A 13,956-nucleotide genomic window follows, 5' to 3' on the forward strand; every position below is an offset into this window, starting at 1 on the left:
CCGTTACCCCCGCCGCTGACCGCTATGGGGGAAGGTTCACATGGCTCACTTCTCAGTGGAAATTATGCGCTTAGGCGTATGGCCCGGCACACACGATGGTTCGTACGAATCAAGTACTCCGCAAGCCGGTTGATCATAGGAAAAGTCAGAACCGGCTCGTCATAGTATTCATATTGGTCTCGCCAGTATGCATCGCGCAGGGCTTCCGTTTCACCATTGACCTCCTAGTCACCGTCAAGCAGGCGACGCCGGATCAGTGCGTTTTGGAATTGGGTCGCGTTGACACCGTGCCGATTAACGGCCGAGTGCGCAGCTCAGAGGCTGCCGCGCCCCCCGCGCCCTTGCCAAGGGCGACAGATTGACGTGAAGAGCCCATTGCAGTCATTCGTCCCTGCTGCAGCGAATGCAGATGCAGCAAGAGTGATCGACCCAAACCGGACCTTGGTCCGGGCAAGGCCAACTATGGTTTAGGGCGACGCTCATCCCATAGCAGTCATTCGTCATGTGAGGCAAAGGGTGCCGCTCTGCCGTTTCGGGTGGGAACAGCGAACTCTCTCCGCACTGCGTATCTATGTTGCGAACCTGACCAATGCCTTGCCATCGACATGGCGAGGTGGAGCTGGAGCACGGCACGGATGACGAGACGCGCGATATGGCGCAGAAGATCATCGACGCGCAAAAGGAAGATATTGCCGAGATGACGGCCATGCTGGACCGCATGGGCGTTGAAGTGCCGGAATAATAGGGTGGGCCCGCCTTGCGCGGGCCTGTTCTTTACAGAAGGGCTGAGACAGCCTCGCGTTCCTCCTCCAGTTCGGCGATGGTGCGGGCCATCATCTCGCGCTGGAAATCGGTAAAAGTCAGACCTTCGACGCGTTCGTATGTGCCGTTCGCACAGATGACCGGAACGCCGAACATCAGCCCCTCGGGGATACCGTATTCGCCGTTCGAGTGGACGCCCATCGACACCCATTTGCCCCCCGTGCCGTGAATCCAGCCATGCATGTGGTCGATGGCGGCATTTGCGGCGGACGCGGCCGAGGATGCGCCCCGCGCCTCGATGATTGCGGTGCCGCGCCGGGCCACGTTCGGGATTAGGGTGTCGCGATACCATGCGTCGTCGCCGATCATGTCGGGCAGTTTGCCGCCCTGCGCGGTGGCTTCGGTCCAATCCGCGAACATGGTGGGGGAATGGTTGCCCCAGACGGCCAGCCGGTCGATCTCGGCCACGGCGACGCCCGCCTTCGTGGCCAGCTGCGTCAGCGCGCGATTGTGGTCAAGCCGGATCATCGAGGTGACGTTCTCGTTCGGGAAGTCGGGCGCGTTGGCGGCAAGGATCATCGCGTTGGTGTTCGCGGGGTTGCCGACGACCACGACCTTCGCGTCACGCTTGGCGGTCTCGTTCAGCGCTCGGCCTTGGGCGCGGAAGATCTCGGCATTGGCCGACAGCAGATCGCGCCGCTCCATCCCCTTGCCACGCGGGCGCGAGCCGACGAAGAACGCCGCATCCGCATCGCGGAAGGCCGTCGCCGGATCGTCGGTCACCATGGTCTCGACCAGCAGCGGAAAGGCGCAATCCTCCAGCTCCATCACCACGCCGCGCACGGCATCCTGCGCCTGCGGCAGGTCCAGCAGTTGCAGGATTACCGGCTGGTCGGGGCCATAGACGTCGCCCTTGGCGATGCGGAACAGCAGGGCATAGCAGATCTGGCCGGCGGCGCCGGTGACGGCGATGCGTTTGGGGGTAGATGTGGTCACGGTGTCCTCCTAAAGGTTGCGGGAATAGGTAGGCCCGCGGAAGACAACCGTCCAACGCATCGTTCCGCTTGGATCAATCGCCTTGTTCGATGAATGACGCGGCACCCTCGCGGAATGCGGCCAACCCGCCTTGCGCCGGATGGCGGACATAGGTGGCGGAAACGCCCAAGCCCTGCGCCGCGCGTTCGGCCACGCGCCCGATACAGAGGATGCGCGACGGGCGTTTCCACGCGATCAGCGCATGCAGGGCGGGCATGTTGGCGGCAATCTCGGCCACGGTCGGCGGGCGGGTGCGGCCATCGGCATGATGAGGATGCTGCATGACGGCGTTCCAGAACAGCGGCGGCGGGTCCGACACGGCGGCCCAGATCGCACAGGCGGTCGGCCCGTCGGGCAGCGCATAGCGGGTCGGCTGAATCAATGGCAGGCCGAGGCGGTGCAGCGCCTCCTCGCCGCAGAACGGGATGCCAGTGCGCCGCGCACCGCGTCGTGCCATCGCCTCGCCCAGCCACAGCGGCGCGCCCTTCGGCATCGCCTCCAGATAGACGCGCAGGTTGCAGCGGCGAATTTCAGGGGCACCCGCAGCCTCCACCGCCGGATCATGGTCGCGGTAAGGGTTGAACAGCCGGTCGGTGGACGCAATCGCCATCAGGGCGCGCAGCACCTCATCCAAGGGCGCGGTCCAGAAACGCTTGGGCGGCTCGGCTCACATGGCGGCCGGTGGGACGCACGGCGTTGAAATGGCGCGGCGGGATGGGGAACGCGATCTCGAACAACCGACCCGCTGCCAAGGATGCCTCTATCACCACGCGCGACAGGGCGGAGACGCCAGTGCCCGCCTCGACCGCCGCACGGACAGCCTCGTTCGAGGGAAGCTCCATCCCCACGCGCGGCACGATCCCCGCCGCCGCCAGCGCCTGTTCCAGAATGGCGCGCGTGCCAGAGCCCTGTTCGCGCAGGATCCACGTCGCCGCTGCCAGATCGGTCACGGGCTTCGCCGCCACCACGACCAGCCGGTCCGTTGCGGCGGGGATCAGGGTGAACGCGGGCGAGGTCACCTCATCCTCGACAAAGCCCAGATCGGCCTCACCCTCGGCCACCGCCTGGCACGCGTCATGGGTGTTCAGGATGCGCAGAGTCAACGCGATCCCCGGATGGGCGGCCTGGAAGGTCTGCATGACCTTCGGCAGCCAGTAATTCGCGACCGTCTGGCTGGCCACCAGCCGCAACCGCCCATGATGCAATCCCATCGAGGCCGCAAGGAACCCCGCCGCATCCTCGGCCCGCGCCACCACCGCCCGCGCCTCGGGCAGGAAGCTGCGGCCCAGATCGGTCAGCACGATGCCGCGCCCCACGCGGTCGAACAGGCGCACGTCGTGGCGTTCCTCAAGTGCTGCGATGGCGGCGCTGGTGGCGGACTGGGTCAGGTTCAGCGCGCGGGCGGCCTCGGTCACATGCTGACGTTCGGCCACGGCGATGAAGATGCGAAGCTGTTCCAGCGTCATGCGGCAGCCCCCAGATGCGACAAGGCGAAGGCCACGAGGAACCCGAGCGTGACCAGAAGGCCAGTCTCGCCGCGTTCGCCCTCCACCGCCTCGGGGATCATGGTGTCGGCGATCATGGTCAGCAGGGCGCCGGCGGCCAGCGCATTCACCGCCGCCAGCAGATAGGGCGGCGCATCCCCCAAGGCCGCTGCACCGATCAGCGCCGCGGCGCCGGAACACAGCACGATCGCCGCCCACAGGCCGAACACATACCCCGCGCCGCGCCCCGCAGCCTTCATCCCAACTGCGCTGGACAGACCTTCGGGAAAGTTCGACAGGACGATCGCCGCGAACATGGCGATGCTGACGCCGCCGCCGTCCAGCATGCCCACCCCCAGCACGACCGATTCCGGTATCCCGTCCAGAAACGCCCCCGCCGCGATGGCCAACCCGCCGCCCTGTGCCGCCTGCCGCTGCTGTTTTCCCGACCGCTTGCGATGGTGCCCGCCATTCCGCGATATCAGCGCGTTGGCCACCGTATACAGCACCGACCCCGCCACGGCCCCCAGCACCACCGGCCAGATGCCCGCCTTGCCGAATCCGTCCAGGATCAGGTCATAGCTGACGGCCGAGATCAGGACACCGCAGCCGAACGCCATGAACCCCGTCGTCACCCGTTTGGGAAACGGCGCAAACCATGCCAGCGCCACGCCGATCAGCAGAGACGATGCGCCCGCCAGCCCCCACAATCCCGCCTGCATCCAGATCGCCATCATCGTCCCATCGTCTAATCCGATCATTCGGACAAGTTTAATCCGTTGGATCGGTTGCGCCAGCCCCACTATCTTCATACCCAAGGAGATACCCCATGACCTTCGAGAAAATGCGGGCCGTATCGCTCGGCCTCCAACCGCTCAGCCGCCTCGACAGCCCGCGCGAGGTGGTGCGCCAGTTCACCCCGAACTGGTTCGCCGCCACCATGGGCACCGGCATCCTGTCCATCGCGCTGGCGCAAACCCCGTTCCGCGCGGTGGGCGAGGCGCTGTGGATCCTAAACATCGGCCTTTTCGCGCTGTTCAGCGTGCTTTACGCGGCGCGGTGGGTGTTCTTCTTCGACGGGGCGCGCCGCGTCTTCGGCCATTCGGTCGTGTCGATGTTCTTCGGCTGCATCCCGATGGGGCTGGCCACGATCATCAACGGCCTGCTGATCTATCGCGGCGCGGTGGGGCTGGCGGAAACGCTGTGGTGGATCGACGTCGCGATGGCCGCAGCCTGTGGCATCGCCATCCCCTATCTGATGTTCACCCGCCAAAGCCATTCCATCGACCAGATGACCGCCGTATGGCTTCTGCCCATGGTCGCGGCCGAGGTGGCGGCAGTGACGGGCGGGCTGCTGGCCCCGCATGTCGGGAACGGCCTGACAGTGCTGTGGGTGTCTTATACCCTCTGGGCGCTGTCGCTGCCCATCGCGATGAGCGTGCTGGTGGTGCTGGTCCTGCGCCTTGCGATCCACAAACTGCCGCATGCGTCGATGGCGGCCTCGGCCTGGCTGGCGCTTGGCCCCATCGGCACCGGCGCGCTTGGCCTGATGACCCTGGGCGAGGCTGCGCCCGCCATCTTCGCCGCGCACGGGCTGGACGCCTATGTTGGCGCCGCGCAGGGCGTCGGTCTGATCGGCGGGATGATCCTGTGGGGCTACGGCCTGTGGTGGTTCGCGATGGCCGCCCTGATCACCGGGCGCTACCTGCGCGAGGGGCTGCCGTTCAACCTCGGCTGGTGGGGCTATACCTTTCCCATCGGGGTGTTCGCGGTGGCAACGCTGAAGCTGGGCACGCTGATGCCCATCGGCTCGATCCACGTCTTCGGCCTGATGCTGGTGGCCCTGCTGGCCGTGATCTGTGCCATCGTAGCCACTCGCACCGTGCGCGGGGCGTGGCAGGGTGATCTGTTCGTCGCCCCTTGCCTGAAGGAGGATTGAGATGATCGCCACACGTCGCACCGTTCCGGCGGGTGCTGCCGCCCTGATGCTGTCAGCATGAGACTGCAAAACAAAAAATCATAAGCCGCAAATGATGCTTCGCATCCCTTGCGGCTTATCCACCGAATGCTAGGCAAAGCATTTCCTTCAGTTGGTTGAAGGCTCTGCTTATGCCAGTTCACCAAAGCGGACGCTCACGGGGTCAGGATAGATCGACACAATGCGGGACGGTGCGGAGCGGACGGTCAGGGATAGACACCCGTGAAGCGGCTCTGATAACGCGGCGCGCAAAAGGAGGCGGTGGACACGCCAACCTCTTTTCATGCTAGGCTCAAAAGTAAGATCAAAACCTTTGGGAGGAGGCTCAGTGATGATGGGTGATTTCAAGATAGGCCGTCGAAGCCTGCTGGCCGGAAGTGGTGCCATCTTGTCCGTGATGGCCAGCGGTGTCCGTGTGCAAGCTCAGGAAAGTGTGACGGCCCTGCCTGACTATGTCAGTTGGAAAGACGCCGATGCACTGATCGTGCACTCCAACAGCACGATCGAGATGGAGCGGTCTGCGTTTGGAACCTCTGCGTTTACGCCTGAGGACAGGCTGTATGTCCGCAACAATGTGGCACCGCCTCCTGCTTCCATTCTTGACGATCGCGATGCATGGGAAGTCAGCATCGACGGCGTGGCAGAGCCTCGGAGCCTGACGCTGGCCGAACTGAAGACAATGGGGATCACGACTGTTGCCATGGTCCTGCAATGCTCCGGGAACGGTCGTGCCTATTTTGAGCACGAGCCGTCCGGCACACCTTGGCAGGTTGGTGCTGCTGGCTGCGTCATGTGGACGGGTGTGCCCTTGAGAGTCGTGGTTGACGCTCTGGGGGGAGTTGCGGAGGGGATGGAATACGTGACCGGCACGGGTGGAGAGACGCTTCCCGAAGGACTTGATCCGCTGACATTGCTCGTCGAGCGGTCGGTGCCCCTGGATGCGCTCGATGATATCTTGCTGGCGTGGGAGCTGAATGGGGAGCCGATTTCCCTGGCCCATGGCGGTCCGCTGCGCATGGTCGTCCCCGGGTTTACGGGCGTCAACAGCGTGAAATACGTCACCAAGGTCGCCATGACCGCGGAGCAGTCGCCAGCGCTGATCCAGCAGACGCGCTATCGGTTGCAGCCTGTGGGTGAAGAAGGCGGCCCGGACCATCCGTCGGTCTGGCAGATGTCGGTCAAATCCTGGATCACCGGCCCGTTGGATGCGACCCAGGCTGGTCGCGTTCAGGTCACGGGTGTGGCGTTCGGCGGAACAACCAACGTCGCATCAGTCGAAGTATCTGCGGATGATGGCCAGACGTGGAGCACAGCAGAGTTCATCGGACCTGATCTCGGGAAATTTGCGTGGCGTCCCTTTGTGGCACAGATGGATCTGCAGCCCGGCACGTATCGGCTGGTCAGCCGAGCCACGGATGCGGACGGAAACCAGCAGCCTGAGCAGACTGAGCCCAACGACCCCGGATACAACCATAATGGGTGGCGCGCGCCCGGCATCGAAATCGAAGTGGCATGACACACGCGGCTGGCGGTTCGTGCCGGACACCCCTCAGATCAACGGAAAACACATGAACAAGACACTGAGTGCCGCGGCCATTTTGCTTTCATCCTTGTCAGGTATGGCTGTAGCTGAAACAGACTCTGCCCGGATCGACATGGGCAAGGCACTTTTCACACAAGGGGCAGAGCCGTCCTGCTCGATCTGCCATACCCTGGCCGATGCCGAGACAATGGGAGAGATCGGGCCGAACCTCGACACCATGCGTCCCGATTATGACCGCGTCATGCGGGCGTTGGTGAACGGCGTCGGACCGATGACGCCGTATGACAGCCTGACGGACGAGGAGTTGGACGCTCTGTCCCACTATGTCGCAAGCGCGACCAAGGCAGACAACGTCGAGCCCTGAGATGATCGATGGCTCTTCTCCACGACGGAACTGAACGAAAAACCCCCCGCTTGCAGGCGGGGGGTTACGTTTAGCGTCTTGCTCATTCCATCGCCGTTCAAGCCGGGACTTCAGGCTGACGATGAGGGTTCAGCATTCAATCGCATTGCGTTGGACAGATCTGCGGTCAGGTCAGACCTCATGCTTTAGAGATGCTGGATCGTGGACCCCTTCAGCGGGTCCAGCCTTCGGTTTCCATCAGCGCCTGCGCCTCGTCCGTAACCAGAAAGTCCAGAAAGGCCTGCGCCTCCGGGTCAGCATCCGGCGCGATGGCGACGTTCAGGTCGCGCCAGATCGCGCGGTCCTCGGACAGCGACACGGCCTCGATCACGTCGGGATTGCGCGCAGTCCAGTCGGGCCAGGTGATCCAGGCATCCGCGTCCAGATCGGTGAACGCCTTGAAGCTGGCGCCCGACCCGTGCTCGAACGCCACGATGTTGCGGCGCATGCCCACGACATCGTCCAGATTGCCCGTTCGCCCTGCGATATCCTCCCAGACTCCGGTGCCCGATGTGTTGCCGACGCCGGCGCCCTCGGTCACGACGATCTTGACGCCGTCGGCCAGAAGATCGTCGAAGCCGGTGATGCCCTTGGGGTTGCCGGCCTTCACCGCGATGATGGCGGGACGCAGGTAGATCGGCTGAACCTGATCTGACGAGAACGAGGTGTAGGTTTCCAGAAACGCAGTCATCGACTGCTCGGACGTCCCCCAGATGATGTCGGCATCGGCCTGCGCCTGATCGGACCATGTGGGTTCTGGTCCGAAGGTGATAGCAACCTCGGTGCCCGTTTCGGCCTGCCAGACATCGGCGACCTTCTGCAGCGCGCTATGCGGCCCGCCCGCACCATAAAGACGCACAACGCCGTCGCCAGCCTCACGCGCGATCGCGGGCGCTTCTGTGGCTGCGTCCTGGGCAAGGGCGGGGGTGGTCAGAGACAGGCTTATGGCCAGAAGGGATGTCATTTTCATCAAGGCACTCCGGTCGAACAGGATCGCGTCGGCCTGATGCCGACGCCATGTGACGTCTAGAACGCTGCAGCTGGCGTAAACGCCCGAACGGCTTCGCCGTTTTCTGCCATTTCTACGTCACTCTTGCGTGTGGGGCACGGCTGACGCGTGATAAATGCTGACTAGTCAATTCGATCAAAAGGTCAGCGCTGACGCTGGCGCGCAGGAACGCATCCGCTGCGCAGCTGACATCGCCCTGTGTCGACGTAACGCCTGAGAGCCGGCGTGCCAGCAGCGCGAAAAGGCCATCGTCGCCGAATTCGTAGCGGCGTTCGAGTAGGTGTGTGTGAGTGGCCGCGCTTTGATAAGAATATGGGATGACGAGCGGCTGCTTCCGGACTCTAGACCTGTAAATATCAGGAATCTTTAGCGGCGGCTTTCCGCCCAGCACGTCGCTGATGCTGCAATTGCGAACGGTCTTAGCGTAGGCGCACTCAATGGCCGAAAGGTCCCGCATAGCAGACTGCGTCCCGTCGATCTCGCTATCCCACGATTGGTGCGGCGACGTTAGCAGACTGCTGTCCTAGATAGAAACTTCGTCTTGGGGCGCGAGCGAAAACTCTTCGAGCTTTACGTCGGACTTGCTGCAGCAAAGGAAGAATAGTGGCCACTTGAGGAAGACCACAGTGGCAATCCACAAATCGGGGAAATGGTCGGAGCGAGAGGATTCGAACCTCCGACCCCCTGCTCCCGAAGCAGGTGCGCTACCAGGCTGCGCTACGCTCCGACCGTAGGACGGGCAGGTAGCGCGACGATCCGGAGAATGCAAGCCCTCATCAGCGACGGGGCGCCCACAATCTTTGCAGGATCGTCGATTTCGGCGCCGTCACGGTCTCTGCGCGCAGGCGGGCGCTGGTCGCGGGGCGATTGGCGCTGACGCCGCGGCCTTCGCGCCAGACGATGTAGATGCCCGAGGCGATGATCACCCCCGCGCCCAGAAGGGTGGCGGGGTCGACGCCCTCTCCGAACAGGAACCAGCCATAGCCGGTCGCCCACAGGATCTGCGAATACTGCATGGGCGCCACGATCGCGGCCTCTCCGGTGCGATAGGCCATGATGACCAGGAACCCGCCCATCAGGCCCAGCCCGGCGATGATGCCGGTCATCGCCAGATGCACCAGCTCCATCGGCTGATAGCTGACCGAAAGCGCCGCGCCGGTCGCGAAGAAGTTGCCCAGCATCGGCCACATCATCAGCACCATCGGGCGTTCGGCCCGGCCAAGGCGGCGGATGATCACCGCGGCCAACGCGCTGGCCGTGGCGCCGGCCATCGCGGCGATGTGGCCCAGCTGGATCTCCTGCCCGCCCGGGCGCAGCACGATCAGCACGCCGGTCAGGCCGACGATGACGGCGGCCCAGCGGTGCCAGCCGACCCTCTCGCCCAAAAGCGGGATCGACAGGATGGTGATCAGCAGGGGCGTCGTGAACAGGATCGCATAGACCTGCGTCAGCGGCAGGGTCGAGAAGGCGAAGAACCCCGCCATCCCCGCCACCACGGCGCACAACGTGCGCAGGATCACCCAGCCCGGATTGGCCGGACGCAGCGTGCCGGGCTGGGGGTCGCGCATCAGCACGATGCTGACCAGCGGGAACGACAGCAGCGATGCGAAGAACAGGATCTGCATCGCCGGATAGATGGCACCCAGCGACTTGATCACCACGTCATGCGTGGCATAGAGGCCCATCGCCGCAAGCTGCAGCAATGCGCCCCTGACATTGGCGGTCAGGGCCAATCAGGCCTCCAGCGCGGCGACGATGGCATCGCCCATCTGCGCCGTGCTGATCGGGGTGCCGCCCTCCGGCCCCATCAGGTCGGCGGTGCGCAGGCCGTCGGCCAGCACACGCTCGACCGCGGCCTCCAGCGCGTCGGCCGCGGCACCCTCGCCGAAGGAATAGCGAAGGGCCATGGCGAAGGAGAGGATGCAGGCGATCGGGTTGGCCTTGCCCTGCCCCGCGATGTCGGGTGCCGATCCGTGGACCGGTTCGTACAGCGCCTTGGGCCGGCCGTTCGCCATCACCGCGCCCAGCGACGCGGACGGCAGCATGCCCAGCGAGCCGGTCAGCATCGCCGCCGCGTCCGACAGCAGGTCGCCGAACAGGTTGTCGGTCACGATCACGTCGAACTGGCGCGGCGCGCGCACCAGCTGCATCGCGCCGTTGTCGGCATACATGTGCGACAGGGCCACGTCGGGGTATTCGTTGTCATGCACCCACTGGACCTCCTCGCGCCACAGGATGCCCGATTCCATCACGTTGGCCTTTTCCATCGAACAGACCTTGTTGCCGCGGGCGCGGGCCAGCTCGAAGGCGGACCGGGCGACGCGGCGGATCTCTCCGCTGGTGTAACGCTGGGTGTTGATGCCGACGCGGCCACCCTCGTTGTCGGGATTGTTGTCGTCGGAATGGATGCCGCGCGGTTCGCCGAAATAGACGCCCGAGGTCAGCTCGCGCACGATCAGGATGTCCAGGCCGGCCACCACTTCGCGCTTCAGGCTGCTGAAGTCGGCCAGCGCGTCAAAGCATTGCGCCGGACGCAGGTTGGCAAACAAGTCCATCTCCTTGCGCAGGCGCAGCAGGCCGCGTTCGGGTTTCACGCTGAAATCCAGGACGTCGTATTTCGGGCCGCCGACCGCACCCAGCAGGACCGCATCCACCGCCTGGGCCTTGGCCATCGTCGCATCCGCCAGGGGCACGCCATGCACGTCATAGGCCGTGCCGCCCACCAGGTCATGGGTCACGTCGAAGGCCATGCCGCGGTTCGCCTGGAACCAGTCGATGACCTTGACCACCTCGGCCATGACTTCGGGGCCGATCCCGTCGCCGGGCAGGATGAGAAGCGAATAGCGGTCGGACATGATCCCTCCTTCAGGTGCCAGCCGCGACAGCGCAGGCTGCGGCTTCGGGTTAGACGCCGCCCGCCCTAGGGTCAAGCGCGGCGGGGAACGGGCGCTCACGACAGTTTGCCTTGCGCCCGGGGGACTGCTGGTCGACCCTGTTGCCCGACCAGCCCTGTGAATGAGGAATGCGATGACCCGCTGGACTGTCCTGATGATCGCCGCCGCGGCGGCGCTGACGCAACCCGCCCTGGCGCAGACCTCGGACGGGGTGCCGGGCGACCGGGTCGTGGTACCGCTGCCGGACGTGTCGGGGTTGTCCGACGACGAGGCGCAGGCGCTGGCGCGCGATGTGGCGCAGATGACCGTGATCACCGCGGAATGCCCCGAACACGATGTCAGCGGCCCCGAGTTCCAGCTGATGGCCGGCACCACGGATGCGCTGACCGAACGGCTGGGGCTGGACCCGGTCAGCTATGACCGCGACTATGTCCGCCCGGCCTTTGCCGTGGTCGAGGAGGCGGATGCCTGCGACCGGCTTGGCCCGCGGGTTCCCGAACTGATCGCCCGGCTGGAGGGGATGGGCGGCAGCACCCAGCCCGTGACGCCGGGCTTGGCCGAGGCCGCCGCCGCCAAGGCCGCCGCCGAAGGCGCCAGCGACACGGCCCCCGACGCGGAAGCCGCCCCCGCCGAATAACGCCCCGCCGCCCCCGGCGTGATTTGCACGTCTTGCAGCTTCCGCGTCCTTGGCCCAGCGTGGCGCCGGGGAACGGAGGAACGAATTCATGCTCAAGGCCGGATTGGTCAGCCTGGTGCTGGCCTATATGCTGTCGCAATTCTATCGGGCCTTTCTGGCCGTGCTGGCCCCGGTGCTGCAGGATCAGGTCGGTGCCGGCCCCGGCGATCTGGCCCTGTCATCGGGGCTGTGGTTCATCGCCTTCGCGCTGATGCAGCTGCCGGTGGGGGCGGCGCTGGACCGGTTCGGACCGCGCCGCACGGTGGCGTGGCTGATGGCGGTGGGCGGGGCCGGAGGCGCGGTGATCTTTGCCGTGGCAGACGCGCCGTGGCACCTGCATCTGGCGATGACCGCATTGGGCATCGGTTGCTCTCCGGCGCTGATGGGGCCGTATTTCATCTTCGCGCGCGAATACCCGCCCGCGTCCTTCGGGATGCTGGCCGGGGTGCTGGTGGGGTTCGGATCGCTGGGCAACATCCTGGGCGCCTCGCCCCTGGTCTGGGTGATCGAGGCCGCGGGGTGGCGCCAGACCCTGTGGGGGCTTGCGGCCGTGACGCTGATGGTGGCCGCGCTGGTCCTGGCGGCGGTGCGCGACCCGGCGCGGCTGGGCGCGGGGCATCCGCAGGGCTCGATCGGTCAGATCCTGCGCCTGCGCGCGCTGTGGTTCATCGTGCCGCTGTTCGGCGTGAACTATGCGGTGACGGCGGCAATCCGCGGATTGTGGGCCGCCCCCTGGCTGGAGCAGGTGCATGGCGCCGACGCGACCCAGATCGGCCGCGTCACGCTGGCGATGGGCCTCGCAATGGTCGCGGGCAGCTTTGCCGTCGGACCCGCCGCCCGCCTGGCCGGCAGCGCGCGCCGTGCGACGATGCTGTTTTCCGCGGTGATGATCGTCACGCTGGCGGTGATGTGGCAGGCCCCCGCCCTGCCCCTGCCCGCGGTGACCGCGTTGCTGGTGGTGCTGGGGTTCTTCGGGTCGGCCTATCCGCTGCTCATGGCGCATGGACGATCGTTTCTGCCACCACATCTGGTGGGTCGTGGGATGACCTTTCTCAACATGATCTCCATCGGTGGGGTCGGGGTGATGCAGTTCGCGTCGCGCCCGGTCTATGCCGCGGCACAGGGTGCCTATGCGCCCGCGCAGGCCTTCGCTATGCTGTGGCTGTTCTTCCTGATCCCGCTGGCGATCGGGTTCCTGCTGTATTTCCTGACGCCCGAGGCCGCCGCCCATGACTGACCCGCTGATCGTCGCACCGAACCTGAAACGTCGCCTGTCCGGGGTGACGGCCACGGTGGTGCGGCTGATCCCGGTCCAGGCGCGGATGATCGACATCTGCGCGACGGGCCCCGGCCTGCCTGCGGATGTCCCGCACATTCCCCTGATGCGCGCGGCCACCCTGCCCCGCGACCGATGGCGGGTCTGGCACGCGCGCCGCAACACCGAGATGGCGCTGGGCCTGATCCTGCGTCGCCTGCTGCGGCGCCGGTACCGCCTGCTGTTTACGTCCGCCGCCCAGCGCCGGCACACCGGCTTTACACGTTGGCTGATCCGGCAGCAGGACGCACTGATCGCGACCTCGCCCCAGGCGGCCGGCTATCTGGAACGCCCCGCGACCGTGATCCTGCACGGGGTCGACACGGACGTGTTCCACCCCGCCCCGGACCGTGCCGCTTTGCGCGCGCGGCTGGGCCTGGACCCGGACGCGGTGCTGATCGGCTGCTTCGGCCGCATCCGTGCGCAGAAGGGCGTCGATCTGCTGGTGCAGGCGGGGCTGGAACTGCTGCCCTCGCGCCCGCGGGTGCAGATCATCTTCACCGGCCGCATCACCCCCGACAACCGGACCTTCGCCGATCACCTGCAGGCGCGCATCAAGGCGGCCGGGCTGGACGGTCGCATCCGCTTCCTGGGCGAACTGCCGTGGGACCAGGTGATCGCGCATTACCAGGCGCTGGATCTCTTTGCCGCCCCCGCCCGGTGGGAGGGCTTCGGCCTGACCCCGCTGGAGGCCGCCGCCTGCGCCGTCCCCACCGTCGCCGCCCGCGTTGGTGCCTACGAGGCGCTGATCCGCGACGGCCAGACCGGCAGCCTGGTCCCGAAAGACGACGCCCCCGCCCTGACCGCCGCGCTGGCCCGCTGGCTGGACGACGACGCAGGCCGCGCCGCGGCGGGTC

14 protein-coding genes and 1 tRNA gene are annotated in these 13,956 nt (G+C 65.8%); 7 read left to right on the plus strand and 8 right to left on the minus strand.

The genetic code is table 11. The annotated features are described in order from the left end of the window. The first annotated feature begins 613 nt into the window (after positions 1-613). On the plus strand, positions 614-742 hold the full coding sequence (locus FHD68_RS13380) for a DUF305 domain-containing protein (protein ID WP_158530129.1): 129 nt from the start codon (positions 614-616) through the stop codon (positions 740-742). Between the two features lie 32 nt (positions 743-774). Here FHD68_RS13380 and FHD68_RS13385 read toward each other — a convergent pair whose 3' ends face one another. From FHD68_RS13385 to FHD68_RS13400, 4 genes are all read right to left on the minus strand, one after another. Next, positions 775-1,758, minus strand: coding sequence for a malate dehydrogenase (locus FHD68_RS13385; RefSeq protein ID WP_111560150.1), 984 nt, complete (start codon positions 1,756-1,758; stop codon positions 775-777). 73 nt (positions 1,759-1,831) lie between these two features. Beyond that, a complete protein-coding gene (locus FHD68_RS13390; RefSeq protein ID WP_341872764.1) occupies positions 1,832-2,422 on the minus strand; it encodes a uracil-DNA glycosylase family protein in 591 nt (196 codons plus the stop codon). Between the two features lies 1 nt (position 2,423). Next, positions 2,424-3,263, minus strand: coding sequence for a LysR family transcriptional regulator (locus tag FHD68_RS13395; RefSeq protein WP_111560151.1), 840 nt, complete (start codon positions 3,261-3,263; stop codon positions 2,424-2,426). Beyond that, complete coding sequence (locus tag FHD68_RS13400) at positions 3,260-4,042, minus strand: ZIP family metal transporter (protein ID WP_199559633.1); 783 nt, start codon at positions 4,040-4,042, stop codon at positions 3,260-3,262. Before FHD68_RS13400 ends, FHD68_RS13395 begins: the two co-directional genes overlap by 4 nt. A 68-nt stretch (positions 4,043-4,110) precedes the next feature. On the opposite strand from FHD68_RS13400, the gene FHD68_RS13405 reads away from it, so the two are divergent. From FHD68_RS13405 to sorU, 3 genes are all read left to right on the plus strand, one after another. After that, entirely contained in the window at positions 4,111-5,220 is a 1,110-nt protein-coding gene (locus tag FHD68_RS13405) for a TDT family transporter (protein ID WP_127897500.1), read from the plus strand. A 370-nt stretch (positions 5,221-5,590) separates the two neighbouring features. Further along, positions 5,591-6,775, plus strand: coding sequence for a SorT family sulfite dehydrogenase catalytic subunit (gene sorT / locus FHD68_RS13410; protein ID WP_042250312.1), 1,185 nt, complete (start codon positions 5,591-5,593; stop codon positions 6,773-6,775). Positions 6,776-6,827: 52 nt separating this feature from the next. Then, positions 6,828-7,166, plus strand: a complete 339-nt coding sequence (sorU, locus tag FHD68_RS13415) for a SorU family sulfite dehydrogenase c-type cytochrome subunit (protein ID WP_042250314.1) — start codon at positions 6,828-6,830, stop codon at positions 7,164-7,166. A 211-nt stretch (positions 7,167-7,377) separates the two neighbouring features. On the opposite strand, the gene FHD68_RS13420 is transcribed toward sorU, so the two are convergent. The 4 genes from FHD68_RS13420 to leuB all read right to left on the minus strand — a co-directional run bounded on the left by FHD68_RS13420 (position 7,378) and on the right by leuB (position 11,069). Next, positions 7,378-8,175 (minus strand): substrate-binding domain-containing protein, encoded by a 798-nt coding sequence (locus tag FHD68_RS13420; protein ID WP_127897501.1) that lies wholly within the window; start codon positions 8,173-8,175, stop codon positions 7,378-7,380. 689 nt (positions 8,176-8,864) lie between these two features. Further along, a tRNA-Pro gene (locus FHD68_RS13425) sits at positions 8,865-8,941 on the minus strand. Positions 8,942-8,990: 49 nt separating this feature from the next. After that, on the minus strand, positions 8,991-9,941 hold the full coding sequence (locus FHD68_RS13430; protein ID WP_084693835.1) for a DMT family transporter: 951 nt from the start codon (positions 9,939-9,941) through the stop codon (positions 8,991-8,993). Positions 9,942-9,947: 6 nt separating this feature from the next. Next, positions 9,948-11,069, minus strand: coding sequence for a 3-isopropylmalate dehydrogenase (gene leuB / locus FHD68_RS13435; protein ID WP_127897502.1), 1,122 nt, complete (start codon positions 11,067-11,069; stop codon positions 9,948-9,950). A gap of 172 nt (positions 11,070-11,241) precedes the next feature. On the opposite strand from leuB, the gene FHD68_RS19035 reads away from it, so the two are divergent. The 3 genes from FHD68_RS19035 to FHD68_RS13450 form a co-directional block, all read left to right on the plus strand. After that, complete coding sequence (locus tag FHD68_RS19035; RefSeq protein WP_164871372.1) at positions 11,242-11,745, plus strand: hypothetical protein; 504 nt, start codon at positions 11,242-11,244, stop codon at positions 11,743-11,745. Positions 11,746-11,833: 88 nt separating this feature from the next. After that, on the plus strand, positions 11,834-13,021 hold the full coding sequence (locus tag FHD68_RS13445; protein WP_127897503.1) for an MFS transporter: 1,188 nt from the start codon (positions 11,834-11,836) through the stop codon (positions 13,019-13,021). Then, positions 13,014-13,956 (plus strand): glycosyltransferase family 4 protein (locus FHD68_RS13450; RefSeq protein ID WP_139085977.1); only part of this gene is annotated, 943 nt, incomplete at its 3' end. The genes FHD68_RS13445 and FHD68_RS13450, both read left to right, overlap by 8 nt.

The sequence above is a fragment of the Paracoccus marcusii genome (assembly GCF_006151785.1).
Lineage (GTDB): Bacteria > Pseudomonadota > Alphaproteobacteria > Rhodobacterales > Rhodobacteraceae > Paracoccus > Paracoccus marcusii.